This is a genomic window from Deinococcus koreensis (assembly GCF_002901445.1).
GTDB classification, from domain to species: domain Bacteria; phylum Deinococcota; class Deinococci; order Deinococcales; family Deinococcaceae; genus Deinococcus; species Deinococcus koreensis.
Window position 1 is genome coordinate 1 of the sequence record NZ_PPPD01000004.1, and the last position, 18,350, is coordinate 18,350.

Sequence of the window (18,350 nt, forward strand, 5' to 3'; positions counted from 1 at the left end):
TCGCCTTCCTGGGCACGCCCTCGGGCACTGCGGCCTGGACGCTGCAGTTCGGTGGGCACCACCTGGCGATCAACGCCACGGTTGCGGGAGCCAATATCACTCTGGCGCCCAGCCTGACCGGTGGGCAGCCCATCACGACCACCCAGAGTGGCAAGACGGTCACCGTCGTGGAGAAGGTGCCTCAAGAAGTCAGGGATGCTTCCACGCTGCTTCAGGGCCTGAGCGCTGCACAACAGGCCAAGGCGGTCATCGGCACCAACCGGATTGACCTCGTCCTGGGGCCAGGTCAGGACGGCAAGACCCTGCAACCCGAGGGCCTGCCCGGCAGCGCCATGACGGCCGCCCAGAAGACTCAGCTCCTGGCCCTGATCAAGGATCGCCTCAACATCCTGAACGCCGACGACGCCGCGCCCAAGCTGGCGGCGATCCAGAAGAACCTCGACCAGACGTATTTCGCCTGGTATGGCCCGGCCACGGCGGCGAACGCCGGCTCGGCGTACTACCGCATCACCGGGCCCACGGTCGTCATCGAGTTCTCGCCGCAGTCGATGGGCGGGGACGCCACCAATCATCTGCACAACATGTACCGCGAGCCGGGCAACGACTACGGCGCGGCGTGGACGAAGTGAGGCCGGGCCCGTGAAGCGCGCCGTCCCCACCCTCCTCGCCCTGCTGCTGGGCACCGCCGGCGCGCACCCGCTGGATGAGGTCGTGCAGGCCGCCTACCTGAGCCTCGCGCCGGGCAAGGTGCTGCTGGAGCTGAACCTCTCGCCGGGGCCGCTGGTGGCGGGCAAGGTGCTCGCGGCGCTCGATCCCAACGCCGACGGCAAGGTCACATCGGCCGAGGCGAGCACCTACGCACGCCGGGTGCTCGCGCAGTCCGCGCTGACTGTCGACGGCCAGACCCTGACCTGGACGCTGGACGAGGTTCAGGTACCGGGCTACCAGAACCTGAAAACGGCGGGCGACTCCATCAAGATCTACGCCACGGCCGCGCGCCCCGACCGCACCGGCGCGCACACGCTGAGCTACGTCAACCGCTACGCGCCGGCCAAGAGCCAGCCCATTGCCAACATCTTTTTGCTGCCGGGGTCGGGCTGGACGTATGGCGTGACTGACCAGCAGCACACGAGCGCTGGGCGCGGCCTGAGTGTCAACTTCCAAGTCGGCCGCTCCTGATCCCGGAAGGTGACCCCATGATTCAACGCCGCTCCGACACCTTTCCCCCGCTGACCTGGGCGCTTCTGCTCCTCCTGTGCCTCCTGCCGGGCCGCGCCCTGGCCCACCCGATGCCCACGACCACGGTGCAACTGGATCTGCACGACGGCTCTGTCTCGGCCGACCTTGCGCTGCCGCTGAACGAACTCCAGGCGGCGACGGGCTGGACGCTGGTGAACAACCCTCAGGCCCTGGCCCAGTACGGCGAAAAGGTTCGGGCGTACCTTGCCAGCCACCTGAAGGCCTTTTCTTCGGCGGGCGCGGCGTGGACGGTTACCCTGGGCGAGCCCACGCTGTCGGCCGCGCAGCAGACGGCTGGCGGCCCATATCAGGAATTCGTGGTGCCCGCGCGTCTCACGCCCCCCACCAGCGCCAGTGCGCGCACCTTCAGCCTGCAGTACGACGCGATCGTGCGCGAGGTGCCCGCGCACTCGGTGCTCGTGTCGGTTCGGCGCGACTGGGCGCGGGGGCTCAACAACGAGGGCGGAAATGAAAACGTTGAGGTGGGCGTGATCCGCGCCGACCCGCGAACCGGGCAGGTACCGCTGTTGCCGGTGAATGCGCAGGAGGGCAGTGCCTGGGCGGGCTTTACGGGTATGTTCACGCTCGGCATCCGCCACATCGCCGAAGGAACCGACCACCTGCTGTTCTTGCTGACCCTGCTGCTACCGGCCCCGCTACTTGTCGCCCGGCGGCGCTGGGCAGGGTTTGGCGGCACGCGGCGCTCCCTGCTGAATATTGTCAAGATCACTACGGCGTTCACGGCCGGCCACTCGCTGACCCTGCTGCTGGGCACGTTGAGGATCGTGCAGGTGCCGGACGCACCCATCGAGGCCCTGATCGCCTTCTCGATCCTGGTCTCGGCCGTGCACGCGCTGCGGCCGATCTTCCCGGGGCGTGAACTACTGGTGGCCGGCGGCTTCGGGCTGATTCATGGCCTGGCGTTTTCCTACACGCTGACCGAATTGAACCTCAGCCCGTGGCAGACGGCCCTGAGCCTGCTGGGCTTCAACCTCGGCATCGAGGCGATGCAGCTCCTGGTCATCGCCGTGACGATGCCGTGGTTGATGGTGCTGGCGCCGACCCGGCTGTATCCGCCGGTGCGCATCCTGGGCGCCACGGTGGCCGCGCTCGCCTCGCTGGGATGGCTGGGCGACCGACTGGGGCTGACCAACCCGCTGGGCGCCCTGGCCGACGCCCTGGGCACTGCTGGCCCCTGGGTGCTGCTGGGCCTGGCTGCCCTCGCCGTTGCGGGCGCTGCCCGGGGCCGGACGGGGCGCACCCCTCCACGCGCCTGAATCGCAGGTGGGCTGCGGCAGGCAGGGACGCGCTGCGCTGCGGCGGGGACAGGGCTTCATGGCGGTTGAGTCGCTGCGGCGGCTGGAAGCGACACGCTCTGAGGTCACGGCGTCCAGGCGTCGGTGGTTGCCCCCGCCAGCATGACCGGGCCAGGTTCACGGCGCCGGTCAGGTTGACCCCATGCAGCGTGGCCCCGCACCACGTGCGCCCCTCCCGGCCGCTTCCCACTCCTCGACTCCCTTACCTGGCAGTCGGCGCTGCGCAGGGTGGTCTGGCGCAGGGCAACTCCGCGCAGGGTGGCCGTCTGGACGGAGCCCCTACGGAGGTCGCTGTGCGCGAACACCAGACCTCTCTGGTCAGCACTGGCCAGGCCGAGGAGGCGCGCCCACCCGCCCCGCGTCCATACGGCACGGTGCCCCAGCACTGGAGAGCTGCGGAAACGGCGCGCATCTGCTCGGCGAAAGGTGCCTGGACGATGGAGGGGATCCGCCCCATGTCCTCTCCCAGAGAGGGCACTCGCAGAGGAGTGGCGCAGCGGCGAGTCGCGGTGTTGGGCCTGCGCCTGTGGGGTGCTCGCCTGCGTCACGAGCACTGTGGTGAGTTGTCCCGCACTCGTGGGCACGCCCGGTGCGCTCCCCGGCCTATTCAATGACCTGCTGTCCGGTCGACCGGGTGGATTCGGTGGATACGGGCGGCTGTGGGGTAGGCACTTTCAAAGCCACCGGCGAGAGCGATTTCGCTTGGATTTTCCAGGACAGCGTCCCCTGGAAGGCCCGGGGCATCCGTGTTCAGCCGGCAGGTGGTTACCGGACACGGCGGCGTTCTTCACGCACTCGCGCGACCAACGTCAGCGCGGCGCCCGCCCCCGCCAGCGCGTACATTCCGCCCAGGGGGTCGGAGCCTGCCGCGAGGCCGTGCCAGGTGAGGAGCGCGAAGGCTGGGTAGGCAAGCAGGTGCAGGCCGTGCCAGACGCGGCGTGAGAGGCGGGCCCGGAGCGCGGTGGAGCCCCAGACGAGGAGCAGCGCGTAGGCGCCCAGGGTGCCCAGGCCGACCGCGAAGGGCAGCACCTCGGACGCTCCTGGGATCAGCACCGCCTGGAGGGGCTGGGCGTCCTGCCGGTCGACAGTCAGCATCAGGCCGTGGGCGGTGCCCAGCACCAGGGCGGAGGTCGTCAGCAGGCTGTGCCAGCCCGCCTGCGCGGCGCGGGCCAGCCAGGGGGGCGCGAGCCGGCTGCCCAATAGGGCACCCAGCGTGACGCCCAGCGCCAGCGCGAGGTAGGCGGTGACGCCCAGCGCCCGGTTCAGGCTCCAGGCGAGGGTAGCCGGGCCCAGGCCGATCCAGCACGCCAGGTACAGCCCGCCGTAGCCCGCCAGCAGCGCGGCCACGCGGCGCTCATTGTCCGGCGTCAGCGCCCTCACGCGGCCTGCTCCCAGCCTGCCGGGGCGCGCGTCCACAGCTGCCCCACAGCGTCGTAGGCCCAGAGTGAAGGGCGCAGTCCCAGGTGTGCCTCGTAGGCGTTCAGGGCGTCTTCGCCGAAGAGCGCCAGCTTGGCGAGCACCTCAGCGCTCAGGATCCCTGTGCTCAGGGCTGTGGCCTGGACAAAGCGGGACTCCAGAGGCCGGCCCGTGCGCGGGTCGATAAGGTGATGGCCACCGGGCCAGGCCCGCTTCAGGACGCTGCTGGTGGCCACGCCATGGCGCCCGGACGGCACATGGAGGCGCCCGGGCGGCCCACCGTAAGGATGTTCAATCTCGACGGCGACCGGACGGGTATGCTGGATCACCATGTCTCCCCCGGCGTCCAGCACGAAGGCGCCGTGCATAACACGCGACGCACGCTGGGCGATCCAGCCCTTGCCGGTGCCGCCCAGATCAAGGATCACACCGGCCGGGAGCCGCACCTCGTGTGTAGAGCAGTCAATGCCGAGGCAGCCCGGGACGGTGACGAGCTCTCCAGGCGCTGAGCCCGGCGCGGCGTCGTAGCCGGCCGCACGCAGGGCGCCCAGCACCGTGGGGGTGATCAGGCCGCCGGTCTGCCGCTCGACATCCAGGGCGTGCTGCACAGCGAGAACAAGTTCGATGGGCGGGTTGAAGAGATAACCCTCACGGTTGAGGGTGGACAGTGGCGAGGCCCGGAAGCGCGTCAGCACCGTTTCCAGCCGCAGCACCTCCCCCACCGCAAGCGCGGCGCCGGGGCCGGTGGCCTGCAGCTGCGTGCCCAGGGCGCTCGCTTCCAGGGTCGGTTCAGGGCGCATTTCAGCTGCCCCGTGTGCGGCCGACCACGGCCGGCGCGGCATCCTGAGGGGTGTTCCAGGGGGTGTCCACTTCCGAGTCAGTCTGCGCCTGAACCGTGGGGTCGTCGGCCGCCGGGGCCACGTCCGCCGCAGCGGGGGCCGGGCTGCTGAGGGCATGCAGGGTCAGGCCGCCGACCAGACCACTGCCCACGAGGAGCAGGGTGCGCAGGGCGCGCGGCGCGTCAAAGCGTCTGGGTGTGGTCATGGGTGTGTTCCCACCGCGCGCCGGGTCTGCCCTGCGGTCAGCGTGGCGGGCCTCCTGGGGACACCCTAGGTGGGGTGTGTTCAGCCGACGGGTAGAGGGTGTGCAGAGAGGGACAACAGGGCCAAAGGAGCGGATGCGTGGAACGCCATGTCCGTCCCGTGAGCTCAGCCCTCAGCTCCCACCATGGATCGTTGGAAGACGCTTGACGGCCAGATCTCATTTCAGTCGGGCAGCTCTGGCCTCCGGGCCAGCCCAGCAGTATGGGGGCGCTGTGCCCGCTGCCCGCAGCGCTGTACAGGAGGCGCTGGAAACTGCCGCCGGGATCAGGCGTCATTCAGGGATGAGCGCCGCCAGCGTGGAAACGGGCGCGGCGGTGCCCTGTTCGCAGGCCACCAGGTGATTCCGGTGGGCTGCCCGGTGACAGACCCCGTTCCCTGCTGCTCGTTTCGGAAAATGGGCGCGCCCACCTTCGCCTACAGGCCGGGCGCGCCCCGCGATCGGGTGCCCGGACGAGTTCGGCCCCATGCTCAGGATGACGTGCCTCAGCGGCACCGCCGCGAGCCAGGGGGTCTTCGCTCACCAAACCGTGCAGGATGCCCGTGTACCCATCCACCGGGCCTCGCACATATGCGGCGCCCGCCCTGGACACTTCCGGATATGGCGCCTCCACGGCCCGGGCGCGCTGATATCACCCATGTGACCGATCCGCCTGGGGCCGCGGAGGCTGACCGTTACACTGGTCAATGTGCCGGGTTTCACACGTCCGGGGTTCAGCGTGAAAGACCGCTGTGCCACGCTGGCCATCAGCCTGAGGCGTGCCCACCCGCCCGATACCTGATCTCCCGGCCGCCGACCGTGGAGCCCTTAAACTGCGGCGAACATACCTGATTACCCTCCTGATCCTCGGATTGCTCAGCATTGCCTCGAACGTGCTGCTCTCGGTACAGGTGCAGGCCACAGCAGCCACGGCCTCCCTGGTCAACACGGCTGGTCGCCAGCGTATGCTGGCCATCCGCATCTCCGGGGACGCCGAGCACGCCGCCACCAGTCACGACCCACGCGGTCTGAGCGACCTGCGCGCCTCGCTCAGCCTCTTTGCGGCCAACCATGCCCGGTTGGCCGACCCCGACTCGGGCCTGTACACCTCCGGGTTCTTCCCGGAGGTGCGACGGCTGTATTCGGATGATCTCAACACACGTGTACAGGCCTTTACGGCGGCCGCGCACCGCGTGCTGAGGACACCGCTGGAGCAGCTCCGCCCGAACCATCCGGACGTGGTCTTCCTGATCGTTCAGGCCCGCGGGCCCCTCCTGAAGGGCCTGGAGCGCGCCGTGTCCCTTGATGAGCACCGGAGTGACACGGTGATCCGCCGGATACAGGTGCTTTCGTGGCTGCGCGTCAGCCTGGTGCTGCTGCTCCTGAGCGGGCTGGGGTTCTTCGTCTTCCGGCCTCTGGAGCGGCGCAACCGCGACCTGATGATCCGCCTGAGTGCCGAGCGCCAGGCCGTCGCGCGGCAAGCGGCGTACGCCCAGGCCCTGCTGCAGGTCTCGGCGCTGACCGACTCTCCCCTCCCGCCCGAGACTGTGGCCCATCAGGCCACCGCCATCGTGGCCCGCACGAGCGGCCTGCACTGGGCCGGACTGGGCATCATCACCGCCCACCGGACGCAGGTCGCCTGTGCGTACGCCGATCCCACACTGCCGGGCGCCGTGCTCGCACGCCTCAATCAGCCCCCCCGTCCGGGGGAAGGGGTGGTCTGGGACGTCTTGCACAGCGGACAGAGCCGGTTTGTTGACGAGTACGCCCAGCAGCCTGGCGCCCGGCCCGAGCTGGTGACGGCTGGCCTGCGTGGCCTGGCCTGGGTGCCCCTGGGCGCGACCGGTGAGACCCAGTATGTGCTGACCGGCGCCCGCCTAACGGCGCAGCCCTGGACAGCAGACGACCGCGACCTGTTCGAGGCGGCCGCACGGACGGTCACGGTCGCCCTGAATCGCCGCGTCTACCTGCAGGAAGTGGAGGCCGCCGCCCTGAGTGACGCACTCACCGGGCTGGCCAACCGCCGGGCGTTCGAACGCGATCTGCAGGCGCTCGCCAGGCACCCGGGGCACCACCCGTCCGGCCTTACCGTGGTTATGCTCGATCTCGACGGACTCAAGGCAGTCAACGACACCCAGGGCCACGAGGGCGGTGACGCGCTGCTGCGGGGATTCGCCCGGGCCCTGCGAGCGACGTTCCGTCAGGACGACCGGGTCTACCGGCTGGGTGGGGACGAGTTCGCGGTGGTGTTGGACAACGGCGCGCACGACGACCATGCAGGGCTCCTGGCCCGGGTGGCCGAAGCCGCGGCGCACCTGCGGCGCCAGGGCTTTGCTACGGGTGGAGCCAGCGCGGGCTGTGCCAGCTTCCCTGGGGACGGCCTGGGTCTGGAAGACACCGTGCGCCTGGCCGACGAGCGGATGTACGTGGACAAGCGCCGGCGCAAGTCTCCCGGCCGTGCCCACGCCACACACTGAGACGGCACCGAGCGCGTTCTCGCGCAGACGTTGGCTGACCGCATGTTCAAGGTGACGGGCTTGCGTGCATCAGGCGCCCCTGCGTGGGGGACTGAAGATCGGCGGGCACTGGATCCCCCATGCCCCCTCGGTGCCAGCAGAGAGCGTCCAGACCCCGGAATACGGGGTCTGGACGCTCTCTGCTTTCGTAAGCTGCCGGATGACCGGCCCTGAGTGTTCCGTGTCACTCCGCCGATGCAGCGCCGATCACGGGAATGCTCAGGGTCGCGACGATCTCGTCGCCTGATTTCACGTTGATCGTCGCCAGGGCGTTGACGAACTGCTCGGTTGAGGCCCGTGCCACGGTGACGTGCAGCAGGACGTCCTCACCCAGCGCGGTGACGTCATCGAGCGTGACGGTGGTTCCTGTGGGTAGCCCGGAGACGTCGAGACTCAACGAGGAGAGCTGAGCCCCCTGGAGGGCGCTTCCCGGCACGTCCAGCGCCATCCAGGAGCTCTCGGTGTACAGCTCGGTGTACGCCATACCTTCATCGCTCATCGCGGTCACCGGCAGCACGGCGGAAGGAGCGGCAAAGGCGGCTCCGGCGGTCAGGGTCAGGGCGGTCAGGGTGCTGAGCAGGGACTTGATCATGGGGGTTCTCCTTGGGGTGAGGTCGATCCGGACGGGGGTCGTCTGGCGCTGACCACAAGGTGCCTGGAGCTCATGCAGACGGTGTGGTGAGGGTATGCAGATGGTGTGAAGACGCCTGGATGCCCAGCCGGTGTAGGCCACTGCCGGCCTGAACGGGCGGTTCACGGGATCCACCTGGTGACCTAACGTCCCAGTTCGAACCGATGACCCGCGCACCAGGTTCTTCTTGCGCGGAACCTCGCTGACACGAAATGGAGCCGGGCCCTGGGCGAGAAACGTGCCAGTGGGAGGAAGTCAGATGCACGCCGTGCTGTCCACGGCATGCCGTGGAGCCGGTGGGGTCGGGGACGAGGGGGAGCGCCGTCTTAAAACGGTCTTTACACCCTCCCGGCAGACTGCGCCGCGTGCGTCCGTTGCTGCTCCCTGTCCTGCGTGCTCTGCGTCCCCCTGTCCGCCGCCACTCGGTCTACGAGCGGCTGCTGGGCACCGAGGTGGAACTCCAGGTGATCGCGCAGACGGCCGCACACGCCGCGCAGGCGGAGACGGCGGGCCTGGACGAACTCGACCGCCTGGCGACCGTCTTCAGCCGGTTCGACGAGGCCAGCGAGTGGCGCCGCTGGCTGAGCCGCCCGGGCGAGCGCCGCGTGTTGAGCCCGGATCTCCGGGAGGTGCTGCGACAGGCCGACCACTGGCGGCACTGGAGTGGCGGGGCGTTTCATCCGGGCGCTGACGCCCTGGGCGCGCTGTGGAGGACTGCGGAATCGCGGGGCGAACCCCCACCACCCGCCCAACTCGCCGCCCTGGTCACCGCGCTTCAGGTTGATCCCTGGACGCTGCACGAGGACGGCAGCGCCACCCTGCACGCCCGCTACGCGATGGGCCTAGACGCCTTGGCCAAGGGGGTCATCGTCGACCGCATGGCCGAGGTCATGGCTGCACAGACTGGCGTGCGCAGTGTGCTGGTCAACGTCGGGGGCGACCTGCGCACCATCGGTGGACGGGGCATCACGGTCACGGTGGCCGATCCCCGCACCCCCCGCGACGACGCGCCCCCGGTGGCCCGGGTACGCGTCAGATCTGGCGCCCTGGCCAGCAGTGGGCGCGCCCACCGCGGGTACGTCATCCGCGGCGTGCGGTACTCCCACGTGCTCGATCCCCGGACAGGCCAGCCAGTCACGGCCACGCCTGGCGTGACCGTGCGGGCCCCCAACTGCGCCACGGCGGACGCCCTCGCCACCATCCTTAGCGTGCTGCCGGCAGCGCAGGGGCTCACGCTCCTCGGCAACCAGCCGGGCTGCAGCGCCCTGCTCGTGACCGCCCATGGTGAGCGTCTGCTCAGCCCGGGCTGGCCCCCTGACCCCCGACCTCTACTGAGCTCACCCCCCAGGAGACACCCATGACCCCCACCCGACGTTCCGTGCTCCGCTCCCTCGCCGCCAGCGCGGCCGCCCTTACGCTCGGCCGCCTCACCCCCGCCCTCGCCGCCAACGCGTCCGCCCCGGCCCGCTGGCGGGCGGGCCAGACCTTGGACGTCACCTTCACTGTCGCCACCCAGGCGGGGGGCCGCGTCAAGCGGCCCTACGTGGCCGTGTACATCGAGGATGCCCAGGGGGCCGCCGTCCGTACCCTGACCGTCTGGGTGCAGCAGACCCGGCGCAATCCCCGCTGGCTCGCGGAACTGCGCCGTTGGACACGCCTGAATGCCGGGCTGGTGGACACCGTCAGCTCGGCCACCCGCAATCCCGGCACCTACGCGGTGGCCTGGGACGGCAAGAACGACCAGGGCGCGCTGGTCGCGCAGGGGGCTTACTACGTGATCGTGGAAACCGCCCGGGAGCACGGCCCCTACAGCCTGGTGCGCGAGAAGCTCACCGTGGGATCGTCCCCGTTCACGCGGTCGCTAGGGACGAACAACGACATCGAGGGCGTGAGTGTCCGCTTCGGCGCCGCCTGAGGGTCAGGCCCAGGGCGCCGCCGCGGCGCCCCGGCGGCGTGGCCGTTCCCGCGCGGCGTCGACGCACGTCACCCTCCGCTGGCTGCACACCTACACGTCCATGATCAGCCTGCTCGTGGTGCTGTTCTTCGCGCTGACCGGCATCACCTTGAATCACCCCGACTGGGTCTTCGGCACGGGGGAGGTGAAGTCGGAGGTCACGGGGACGTTGCCGAGTGGCTGGATCACGAAAGGTGCCGTCGATTGGCTCACGGTCGCTGAGGAGTTGCGCGCCAGTCAGCACCTCAGGGGCCGGGCCGGGGACACACGGGTGGACGGCCAGGAGGCCAGCCTCTCGTTCCTGGGGCCGGGCTACGCCGCGGACGTCTTCATCGACACGGCCACCGGTAGGTATACGGCGAACGTGCTGCAGCAGGGCGGTCTGGCGGTCATCAACGACCTGCACCGGGGCCGGGACGCCGGCACAGCCTGGAAGTGGGTGATCGACCTGAGCGGCGGCGTGCTCGCGCTCGTCGCCTTCACGGGCATCGGTATCCTGCTGTACCTGAAAAAGACCCGGGCGCAGGCGCTGGGCGTCATGGGAGTGGCCTCCGTGCTGGTGCTGGTGTTGGCCTGGCACGCCGTGGCCTGAGGGGGAGACTCAGTGACGGCCCTGAGATGGATGCCGTGCAGAACCGTCTCCACCAGCGGCCTGAGTGCCGTCCATCGGCGTCATGTCGGGCCCGTGGGTGCCACGACCCGCACGCGGTTCGGACGCGTGCTCGCCTGGGGGTACCGGCTGGATGAAGGGGCCCCCTGGCCCGGCGGCCCGCTCCCTCCCAGAGCGGGCCCGCCCCGGCGACTGCGCTCAGTCCGGCGCGTCCCCGCTCTCCAGCGGCGCGGCCTCGTCGGCGTGATAGAGCTTGGCCGGGCGGCCCGGCAGACCGTACTGGTGATCGAGTCGGGCCCGGCCACACCGCACCAGATACTCCAGATAGCGCCACGCCGTGACCCGGCTCAGGTTCAGCCGATCGCCCACGTCCTCGGCGCTGCGGCCGGGGCCGGCCACCTGCAGGGCCTGCGCGACCCGTTCCAGGGTGTGCGCGTCGATGCCGCGCGGCAGGGGGCCGTCGCCCCGGCCCTGTTCCCCCGTCGTCGGTACCCCCAGCCGCCGATCCAGGGCCGCCTGATCCAGCCGCGCGGGCGGCCGGGTCGCCGGTGGGGTGCGCCGCGTCCGGTGCCGGGCCACGAGTTCCGCCAGCCGGGCGCCGGTGAAGGGCTTGATCAGGTAGTCGAAGGCGCCGTGGGCGAGGGCCAGCCGCACGCTGGCCTCGTCGTCGGCGGCCGTGATCAGGGCCACGTCCGTGGTGCGGCCCACGCTCCGCCAGTGGCGGAGCAGGCCGAGCCCACTGCCGTCGGGCAGCTGCACATCCAGGAGGATCAGATCCGGCGCCAGCGCCTGAGCGAGCGCGTCCCCCTGAGCGCAGCTGGCCGCGCTGCCGACCACGTGCACCCCGGGATCGCGTTCCAGCAGTTCCCGGTTGACGCGGGCCACCCGGGAGTCGTCCTCGACCAGCAGCACGCGAACATCGGGGCGTTGGGGCGGGGGACTCATGGGCCCAGGTCAGCCGGTGGGGGCAGGGCCGTGGGGAGGGGGGACGGCAGGGACACGAGGAACACCGTGCGTCCCGCCCGGCGCGTCTGCCGGATGTGACCGCCCAGCGCCTGGACGCGGGCCATGACGCCGGCCAGACCATAGCCTCGGCCCTCCCCCTTCGAGCTCGCGCCCCGGGTGTAGAGGCGCCCGGCCAGCGCCCCCGGCACGCCGGGGCCGGAATCCTCGACCTCGACCTGCACGCCCTCCGGATCTTCACCAATCAACACGGTGACCTGGCCCGGCTGCCCACCCAACGCCTCGAAGGCGTTCTCGGTCAGGTTCCCGACCGCCGTGACCAGCGTGTCGGCGTGCCGCTCCCACAGGGGTGAGAGGGCGCTGCCCTCGGCGACCTGGAAGTCGATGCCCAGTTCCTGCGCCCGCTCGCGCTTGCCGGCCAGCAGCGCGACCAGCCGGGGCACCTGGACGTCGCGCAGGAGGGAGCGGAACTCGGCGTCGGCACGGATCTCGGCGTTGAGCACGCGCAGGGCCTCGTCGTGCCGGCCCAGTTGCAGCAGACCGGAGAGCACGTGCAGGCGGTTCTGGTACTCGTGGGTCTGGGCGCGCAGCACGTCCACGAAACCGCGTGCGTGGGTCAGTTCGTCGGCCAGGGCCAGGGCCTCGGCCCGATCCCGGAAGCTGGCGATGAAGCCGCCGCCGTCCAGCGGTTCGAGGTTCACCAGGAAGGGCTGGCCGAGCCGTGTGAGTTCGAGGTTTTGCTGGCGCAGCCCCCCTCCCCCCCGGGTCACGGCCGCGAGTTCCGGCCACAGGGCGCTCAATGGAACCGGCAGTGCCGCGTGTCCCAACGCCTCGGCGGCGCGGTCGCTGATCAGGGTCACGTCTCCGGACACGTCCACGGCGATCACCCCCTCGCGCAGCGCCGAGAGCACCGCGCGCTGCTGGCGGGCCAGGGCCGCGATCTCCTCAGGTTCCAGGTTCAGAATTTCCGCCCGCAGCCGCCGGGCGGCCCCGACCGCGCCCAGGGTGCCCAGGGCCAGGGCGAGCAGGAACCAGGGGAGCAGGCTGACCAGGGCCGCCCCGACCAGATGCCAGGCCTGCGGCATCAGGTAGCCGGTGCTGACCACCCCCACGACCTGGCCCCCCACCACGCCGCCAGCCCAGACCGGCACCTTGCCGCGCACAGACACACCGAGCGAGCCCCGCGCCACCGAGATGACCTCCCGGCCGGCCAGGGGCCCCGGGTTGTCCCCGCCCTCCATAGGTTTGCCCAGGCGATCGGGGATCGGGTGCGCCAGGCGAATGCCCTGCCGGTTCCCCACCACGATGAAATCCGCTTCGGCCTGGGCCCGCAGGGCGTTCACCCGGGCATTGACCTGCGCGTTCTGTACGCCCTGCTCGGCCGCCCGGATGACTTCCGGGAGGGTCGCCACCAGGCGGCTGGCGGTCATGGCCCGCTCGCCCAGCCGCTCGCGCGACTGCGTATACAGGTGGACGGTCTGGACGGCCAGCAGCAGCACCGTCATGGCGCCCAGCACCAGCAGATGCCAGCGCACCAGTCGCCGTTGCAGCCCGGAACGGGGCGGGCGCAAGCCGGCAGGGATCAGGGCAGCCATAGGAGGTGAGCCGATTGTAGAACCCGCCCGGGGCCCCGGGTCACCCTTGCGTGCATTGTGTTCACGGCTGTGCATTCTGATCACGCAAAAATGCCGTGCTAGCGGGACTCTAGCCTTGATCCCGGGGGGGGAGGGCGCGTAGGCTGAGCGGGCAATCACAACTCACCCTCAGGGCGCTGCTGGCGCCCCACCCGGAGGTTCACCATGAACGTCAAGATATCGGCCCTGACCCTGTCGGCCCTGCTGCTGCTCACCCCCTCGACCCTGGCCCAGGGAGCGGTTCGCATCATGGCGCCCGCCGCACCCGGCGGCGGCTGGGACCAGACCAGCCGCGCCATCCAGACCGTGATGCAGGACGAGGGCATCGCCAAAGCGGTGACGGTCTTCAACGTGCCCGGCGCGGGCGGCACGATCGGGCTGGCTCAGCTGTACAACGCCAAGGGCGACGGCAACCAGATGATGACTATGGGGCTGGTGATGGTGGGCGCGATCCTGACCAACGCCAGCAAGGTCGACCTCTCCCGCGTGACCCCGCTGGCCCGCCTGACCGGCGAGTACGAGGTCATGGTCGTGCCTGCCAGCTCACCCTACAAGTCCATGAAGGACTTCGCGGCTGCCTGGAAAGGCAACGCCGGCCTGGCCGTGGCGGGCGGCAGCGCGGGCGGCACCGACCACATGCTGGTGGGCCTGCTGGCCAAGTCCGTCGGCGTGGACACGAAGAAAATGAATTACGTGCCCTTCAGCGGCGGCGGCGAGACCCTGGCGGCCGTGCTGGGCAACCAGGTGGCGGCGGGGGTCGCGGGCTACGGCGAGTTCGAGGCCCAGATCAAGGCCGGCAAACTGCGCGCCATCGGGATCTCCTCGGGCAAGCGGCAGGCGGGGATCGACGCGCCTACCTTCAAGGAGCAGGGCTTTAACGTGGAGCTCGCCAACTGGCGCGGCATTGTGGCCCCTCCCGGCATCAGCGCCTCGGAGAAGGCGACACTGGTCGCCGCGCTGGACAAAATGCACGCGTCCAAAGCCTGGAAGGACACCCTCAAGACCCGCAACTGGTCGGATCTGTACATGAGCGGTTCCAAATTCGACGTCTTCCTGAAGCTGGAGGCGGTGCGCGTCCGGGGCGTGCTGCAGGACATCGGCCTGGTGAAGTAAGCCGGTTGGCGCGGGGCGGGCGCACCGGAGGCCCGCCCCGTTCTCCTGTCCCGTCCCGATTCCCGAGGAGCCCTTATGTCCGACCCCTCCCCTCCCCCGCCGGCCTCGCCCCGTGGCCTGAGCCGTCCCGACCTGCTGGTGGCCCTGGGCGTCACGCTGCTGGGCGCCCTGCTGCTGTACGGCACCTTTCAGATTCCCTTCGGCATCAACGCGGTGGTCGGCCCGCGCGTGTTCCCGCTGATCGTCTCGCTGGGCACGCTGGCCCTGGGCGCGTGGCTCACCGCGCTGACGCTGCGGGGCGAGCGGGCCGAGCCGGCAGTTGAAGAAGACACCGATCCCGGCGCGCCGGCCGACCTGAAGGCGCCCGCGATCGTCCTGGGCGGGTTCCTGCTGGGGACGCTGCTGCTCTCGCCGCTGGGCTTCGTGCCCGGCACGGCCCTGATGTACTTCAGCGTGGCTTTTGCCTTCGGGGAACGCCGCTTCGGCCTGACCGCGGGGGTCGCCCTGCTGGTCGCGGGGATCACCTTCGTGGTCTTCACGCGCGGTCTGGGACTGAACCTGCCGGCCGGCGTGCTGAAGGGACTGCTGTAATGGAGGCCCTGACGTCCCTGCTCGGCGGCTTCGAGACCGCCCTGAGCCCCCTGAACCTGCTGTGGGCGCTAATCGGCGTGACGCTGGGCACGCTGGTGGGCGTGCTGCCCGGGATCGGGCCGGCCCTGACGGTGGCGCTGCTGCTGCCGGTGACCGCCCAACTGCCGCCCGTGAGCGCTTTCATCATGTTCGCGGGCATCTATTACGGCGGGATGTTCGGGGGCTCGACCACCTCCATCCTCCTCAACACCCCGGGCGAATCGGCCAGCATCATCACGGCGCTGGAGGGCAACAAGATGGCGCGCCGGGGCCGGGCGGCCGCCGCACTGGCGACCGCCGCCATCGGCTCGTTCATCGCCGGCACCATCGGCACGGTGCTGCTGACCTTCTTCGCGCCGGCCCTCGCCGATATCGCCGTGACCATCCCGGCGGGGGCGAAGTTCGCGCTGATCCTGCTGGCCTTCGTGACCATCTCAGCCACCTTCGGGGGCTCGCCCCTGCGCGGCCTGATCAGCCTGTTCTTCGGCCTCGCGGTGGGACTGGTGGGCACCGACCTGCAGAGCGGCCAGGCGCGCTTCACCGTGGGCCGTCCGGAACTGCTCGACGGCATCGACTTCATCACGGTGGTGATCGGCCTCTTCGCCATCGGTGAGACGCTGTATGTCGCCAGCCGCTACCGCAAGTCCCAGGACGTGATCCAGCTGCGGGGCGGGGCGTCGATGACCCGCGAGGACTGGCGGCGGTCATGGAAGCCCTGGCTGCGGGGCACGGCCCTGGGCTTTCCTTTCGGCGCGATTCCCGCCGGCGGTGCGGAGATTCCCACCTTCCTGAGCTACACCCTGGAAAAACGCCTGAGCACGCACCCGGAGGAGTTCGGCCAGGGCGCCATCGAGGGCGTGGCCGGGCCAGAGGCGGCGAACAACGCGTCCGCCGCCGGGGTGCTGGTGCCGCTGCTCACCCTGGGCCTGCCGACCAGCGCGACCGCCGCGATCCTGCTGGCCGCCTTCCAGCAGTACGGGCTGCAGCCCGGGCCGCTGCTGTTCGTCACCAACGCCGATCTGGTGTGGGGGCTGATCGCGTCCCTGTACATCGGCAACGTCATGCTGCTGCTGCTGAACCTGCCGCTGGCCCCCGTCTGGGCCCGGCTGCTGCTCATTCCCCGCCCCTTCCTATACGCGGGCATCCTGGTGTTCAGCACGGTGGGCGTGTACTCCCTAAACAATTCCGTGTTCGACCTGTTCCTGCTCGCTGGCTTCGGCGTGGTCGGCTACCTGATGCGCCGCTTCGACTTTCCGGTCACGCCCGCGATCATCGGCGTGGTGCTGGGGCCGAGCGCCGAGTCCCTGTTCCGCACGGCGCTGCAGCAGAGCAACGGGGATCTCGGGATCGTCGTGCGCCAGCCCCTGACGGCCCTGCTGCTGCTGGCTGTCCTGGTCGCCCTCGTGGTTCCTACCGCGCTGCGAGTGCGCGCGCGGCGCGTCCATCCTTCCTGAGTGGGGGTCGGAAGGACGACGCACCGGGTGCTGTCAGACGCCAGGCCCCCACACTCTGCCCCGTTCGCGGCGGAGGGCTCAGTGAGGTGGGAGTGGTGCTTCCTCCCTACACCCGTGGATGACGTGGTGGGCATCTAGGGGGCCGGGCGCAGCAGGTCGGCCAGCCCGACGCGGGTCAGGAACTCCAGACGGACGCGGTCGGCGACAGCGCTCACTTCCTCCGAACCATCGTTCGCGGGATCGACATGGCTGCGAAAGGGGCGCTGACCAGCGGGCAGCGCCACGATCCGCGCGATCTCGTTCGAGACCAGGGAAGCGTCCACATCCGGCGGCGCCAACTGCGCCAACCTCTGGGCCACTGAAGCCAACAGACCCGGATACCGCTCCTCGTACTGGGACGCCCTGTGCTCGTCGGCGGGTGTTCCTGCACTGGCGAAGTGGTTGGTGCCGTTGGTAAACGAGCCAGGCACCACGATACTGGTCTCGATCCCGAAGCGGGCCAGTTCTGCCGCGTAACTGACGGCCAAGGCGTCCATCGCCGCTTTCGCCGCAAAGTACGGGGCCAGGTAGGGCGGGGTGCCGCCCCGGGTGCTGGAGCTGCCCACCCACAGCACGAGCCCATGACCCTGCTTCCGCAGATGGGGCAGGGCCGCGCGGTTCAGCCGCTGGGTGCTCAGCACGTTGGTGTCGTACACCTGCGCGAGTTGCTCAGGGAGAAAGGCCTCGGTGGGGCCGTTCACCATGTGCCCGGCGTTGTGGATGACCACGTCGAGCCGTCCAGCCTCGGTGATGATCTGGGCGACGGCCGAGTCCACGGAGTCCTGCGAGCTGACGTCGAGTTCGATGGTTCGCAGGTGGGCGCCGTGCTCCCGGGCGTAGTTCTGGGCCTCCTGGACGCGCCCGGCATTTCGCCCCGTGGTTTCCCGGATGCCCGCGTAGACGATGTTCCCCGAGTCGGCGAGGGCGCGTGCGGTGAGCGCGCCGAAGCCGCTGCCTGCGCCGCTGATGACGATGACCTGCGCCATCTCAGACCGCCCCGCCATTCACGAGGATGACCTGACCGTTGATCCAGCGCCCCGGGCCCGCCAGGAACGACACGACCTCGGCGATGTCCTGCGGGGTGCCCAGCCGCTCCAGCGGATTCATCTTCGCCATCCGGTCGATGGTAGCCGCATCCTTGCCGTCCAGGAACAGGTCGGTGGCGGTGGGGCCGGGCGCGACGGCATTCACAGTGATGTCCCGGCCCCGCATCTCCCGGGCGAGAACGCGGCTCAGGGCATCCACCGCACCCTTGGTGGCGGCATACGGGGCATAGGTAGGCAGCGCCAATTCGACCACCGAGCTGGAGAAGTTGATGATTGCCCCACCCGGGCGCATCCGGCGGGTCGCCTGCCGATTGACCAGAAAGGTGCCACGGACGTTGACCCGGTGCATCCGGTCGAAATCATCCGCACTGAACTCGACGAGGGGCTTCAGGATCATAATACCCGCTGCATGAACGACGACGTCGACGCCACCGTAGGTCTGCTCGGTGGCACTGAACAGCTGCGCGACGGCCTGCTCGTCGGACACGTCGACCTTGACGGCAGTGGCGAGGCCACCGGCCGTCTGGATCGCGGCCACGGCGCTCTGCGCTTCTTGATCGTTGCTGGCATAGGCGATCACGACCGCCAGGCCGTCGGCCGCAAGGCGCTCGGCGCTCTGACGGCCAATGCCGCGGGATCCGCCGGTCACGATGGCCACACGGGCGGGATGGGTGGAGTGAGTCATAGCAGGTTTCTCCAGACACGGGCG

General features: G+C 70.1%; 18 protein-coding genes. 10 read left to right on the top strand and 8 right to left on the bottom strand.

Going from position 1 to position 18,350, the window contains the following annotated elements; translation table 11 throughout:
• The 3 genes from CVO96_RS19320 to CVO96_RS19330 all read left to right on the top strand — a co-directional run.
• A partial coding sequence (locus CVO96_RS19320; RefSeq protein WP_133161867.1) for a DUF3500 domain-containing protein occupies positions 1–629 on the top strand: 629 nt, incomplete at its 5' end.
• 10 nt (positions 630–639) lie between these two features.
• Entirely contained in the window at positions 640–1,179 is a 540-nt protein-coding gene (locus CVO96_RS19325) for a hypothetical protein (protein WP_103314110.1), read from the top strand.
• Between the two features lie 17 nt (positions 1,180–1,196).
• Entirely contained in the window at positions 1,197–2,516 is a 1,320-nt protein-coding gene (locus tag CVO96_RS19330; RefSeq protein WP_207795391.1) for a HupE/UreJ family protein, read from the top strand.
• Between the two features lie 804 nt (positions 2,517–3,320).
• On the opposite strand, the gene CVO96_RS19335 is transcribed toward CVO96_RS19330, so the two are convergent.
• The 3 genes from CVO96_RS19335 to CVO96_RS21185 are packed head-to-tail and all read right to left on the bottom strand — an operon-like array spanning position 3,321 to position 5,015.
• On the bottom strand, positions 3,321–3,935 hold the full coding sequence (locus CVO96_RS19335; RefSeq protein WP_133161868.1) for a ferric reductase-like transmembrane domain-containing protein: 615 nt from the start codon (positions 3,933–3,935) through the stop codon (positions 3,321–3,323).
• Positions 3,932–4,771 carry an FAD:protein FMN transferase gene (locus CVO96_RS19340; protein ID WP_165795455.1) on the bottom strand — a complete coding sequence of 280 codons (840 nt, stop codon included), beginning with the start codon at positions 4,769–4,771 and terminating at the stop codon, positions 3,932–3,934. Before CVO96_RS19340 ends, CVO96_RS19335 begins: the two co-directional genes overlap by 4 nt.
• Before the next feature lies 1 nt (position 4,772).
• Positions 4,773–5,015, bottom strand: coding sequence for a hypothetical protein (locus CVO96_RS21185; protein WP_165795456.1), 243 nt, complete (start codon positions 5,013–5,015; stop codon positions 4,773–4,775).
• Positions 5,016–5,923: 908 nt separating this feature from the next.
• On the opposite strand from CVO96_RS21185, the gene CVO96_RS19345 reads away from it, so the two are divergent.
• Positions 5,924–7,528, top strand: a complete 1,605-nt coding sequence (locus tag CVO96_RS19345; RefSeq protein WP_103314113.1) for a diguanylate cyclase domain-containing protein — start codon at positions 5,924–5,926, stop codon at positions 7,526–7,528.
• Positions 7,529–7,751: 223 nt separating this feature from the next.
• On the opposite strand, the gene CVO96_RS19350 is transcribed toward CVO96_RS19345, so the two are convergent.
• Positions 7,752–8,159: a hypothetical protein gene (locus CVO96_RS19350; RefSeq protein ID WP_103314114.1), complete on the bottom strand. Its 408-nt coding sequence runs from the start codon at positions 8,157–8,159 to the stop codon at positions 7,752–7,754.
• Positions 8,160–8,563: 404 nt separating this feature from the next.
• Between CVO96_RS19350 and CVO96_RS19355 the strand changes: the two genes are divergently transcribed.
• From CVO96_RS19355 to CVO96_RS19365, 3 genes are read left to right on the top strand one after another with little or no spacing between them, the layout of a single operon-like run.
• Positions 8,564–9,559, top strand: coding sequence for an FAD:protein FMN transferase (locus CVO96_RS19355; protein ID WP_243398523.1), 996 nt, complete (start codon positions 8,564–8,566; stop codon positions 9,557–9,559).
• Positions 9,556–10,113, top strand: a complete 558-nt coding sequence (locus CVO96_RS19360; RefSeq protein WP_103314116.1) for a DUF2271 domain-containing protein — start codon at positions 9,556–9,558, stop codon at positions 10,111–10,113. Before CVO96_RS19355 ends, CVO96_RS19360 begins: the two co-directional genes overlap by 4 nt.
• The gene (locus CVO96_RS19365; RefSeq protein ID WP_103314117.1) at positions 10,091–10,744 is read left to right on the top strand and encodes a PepSY-associated TM helix domain-containing protein; all 654 of its coding nucleotides are present in this window, start codon (positions 10,091–10,093) and stop codon (positions 10,742–10,744) included. Before CVO96_RS19360 ends, CVO96_RS19365 begins: the two co-directional genes overlap by 23 nt.
• Positions 10,745–10,960: 216 nt before the next feature.
• On the opposite strand, the gene CVO96_RS19370 is transcribed toward CVO96_RS19365, so the two are convergent.
• Together CVO96_RS19370 and CVO96_RS19375 are read right to left on the bottom strand one after the other, a co-directional pair.
• On the bottom strand, positions 10,961–11,707 hold the full coding sequence (locus CVO96_RS19370) for a response regulator transcription factor (protein ID WP_103314118.1): 747 nt from the start codon (positions 11,705–11,707) through the stop codon (positions 10,961–10,963).
• Positions 11,704–13,320, bottom strand: coding sequence for an ATP-binding protein (locus CVO96_RS19375; protein WP_103314119.1), 1,617 nt, complete (start codon positions 13,318–13,320; stop codon positions 11,704–11,706). Before CVO96_RS19375 ends, CVO96_RS19370 begins: the two co-directional genes overlap by 4 nt.
• Before the next feature lie 204 nt (positions 13,321–13,524).
• Between CVO96_RS19375 and CVO96_RS19380 the strand changes: the two genes are divergently transcribed.
• The 3 genes from CVO96_RS19380 to CVO96_RS19390 all read left to right on the top strand — a co-directional run bounded on the left by CVO96_RS19380 (position 13,525) and on the right by CVO96_RS19390 (position 16,556).
• Positions 13,525–14,472 (top strand): Bug family tripartite tricarboxylate transporter substrate binding protein, encoded by a 948-nt coding sequence (locus CVO96_RS19380; RefSeq protein WP_103314120.1) that lies wholly within the window; start codon positions 13,525–13,527, stop codon positions 14,470–14,472.
• 75 nt (positions 14,473–14,547) lie between these two features.
• Positions 14,548–15,063, top strand: a complete 516-nt coding sequence (locus CVO96_RS19385; protein WP_103314121.1) for a tripartite tricarboxylate transporter TctB family protein — start codon at positions 14,548–14,550, stop codon at positions 15,061–15,063.
• On the top strand, positions 15,063–16,556 hold the full coding sequence (locus CVO96_RS19390; RefSeq protein ID WP_103314122.1) for a tripartite tricarboxylate transporter permease: 1,494 nt from the start codon (positions 15,063–15,065) through the stop codon (positions 16,554–16,556). Before CVO96_RS19385 ends, CVO96_RS19390 begins: the two co-directional genes overlap by 1 nt.
• A 134-nt stretch (positions 16,557–16,690) precedes the next feature.
• Here CVO96_RS19390 and CVO96_RS19395 read toward each other — a convergent pair whose 3' ends face one another.
• On the bottom strand, positions 16,691–17,599 hold the full coding sequence (locus CVO96_RS19395) for an SDR family NAD(P)-dependent oxidoreductase (protein ID WP_207795392.1): 909 nt from the start codon (positions 17,597–17,599) through the stop codon (positions 16,691–16,693).
• Positions 17,583–18,326, bottom strand: coding sequence for an SDR family oxidoreductase (locus tag CVO96_RS19400; protein ID WP_103314124.1), 744 nt, complete (start codon positions 18,324–18,326; stop codon positions 17,583–17,585). Before CVO96_RS19400 ends, CVO96_RS19395 begins: the two co-directional genes overlap by 17 nt.
• Between the last annotated feature and the right edge of the window lie 24 nt (positions 18,327–18,350).

What these genes read in the sequence shown, in the direction of transcription:
- CVO96_RS21185 (WP_165795456.1), bottom strand. Translation starts at nt 5,015, where the DNA reads ATGACCACACCCAGACGCTTTGACGCGCCGCGCGCCCTGCGCACCCTG.
- CVO96_RS19375 (WP_103314119.1), bottom strand. Translation starts at nt 13,320, where the DNA reads ATGGCTGCCCTGATCCCTGCCGGCTTGCGCCCGCCCCGTTCCGGGCTG.
- CVO96_RS19390 (WP_103314122.1), top strand. Translation starts at nt 15,063, where the DNA reads ATGGAGGCCCTGACGTCCCTGCTCGGCGGCTTCGAGACCGCCCTGAGC.
- CVO96_RS19350 (WP_103314114.1), bottom strand. Translation starts at nt 8,159, where the DNA reads ATGATCAAGTCCCTGCTCAGCACCCTGACCGCCCTGACCCTGACCGCC.
- CVO96_RS19340 (WP_165795455.1), bottom strand. Translation starts at nt 4,771, where the DNA reads ATGCGCCCTGAACCGACCCTGGAAGCGAGCGCCCTGGGCACGCAGCTG.
- CVO96_RS19380 (WP_103314120.1), top strand. Translation starts at nt 13,525, where the DNA reads ATGAACGTCAAGATATCGGCCCTGACCCTGTCGGCCCTGCTGCTGCTC.
- CVO96_RS19330 (WP_207795391.1), top strand. Translation starts at nt 1,197, where the DNA reads ATGATTCAACGCCGCTCCGACACCTTTCCCCCGCTGACCTGGGCGCTT.
- CVO96_RS19385 (WP_103314121.1), top strand. Translation starts at nt 14,548, where the DNA reads ATGTCCGACCCCTCCCCTCCCCCGCCGGCCTCGCCCCGTGGCCTGAGC.
- CVO96_RS19360 (WP_103314116.1), top strand. Translation starts at nt 9,556, where the DNA reads ATGACCCCCACCCGACGTTCCGTGCTCCGCTCCCTCGCCGCCAGCGCG.
- CVO96_RS19370 (WP_103314118.1), bottom strand. Translation starts at nt 11,707, where the DNA reads ATGAGTCCCCCGCCCCAACGCCCCGATGTTCGCGTGCTGCTGGTCGAG.
- CVO96_RS19400 (WP_103314124.1), bottom strand. Translation starts at nt 18,326, where the DNA reads ATGACTCACTCCACCCATCCCGCCCGTGTGGCCATCGTGACCGGCGGA.
- CVO96_RS19395 (WP_207795392.1), bottom strand. Translation starts at nt 17,599, where the DNA reads ATGGCGGGGCGGTCTGAGATGGCGCAGGTCATCGTCATCAGCGGCGCA.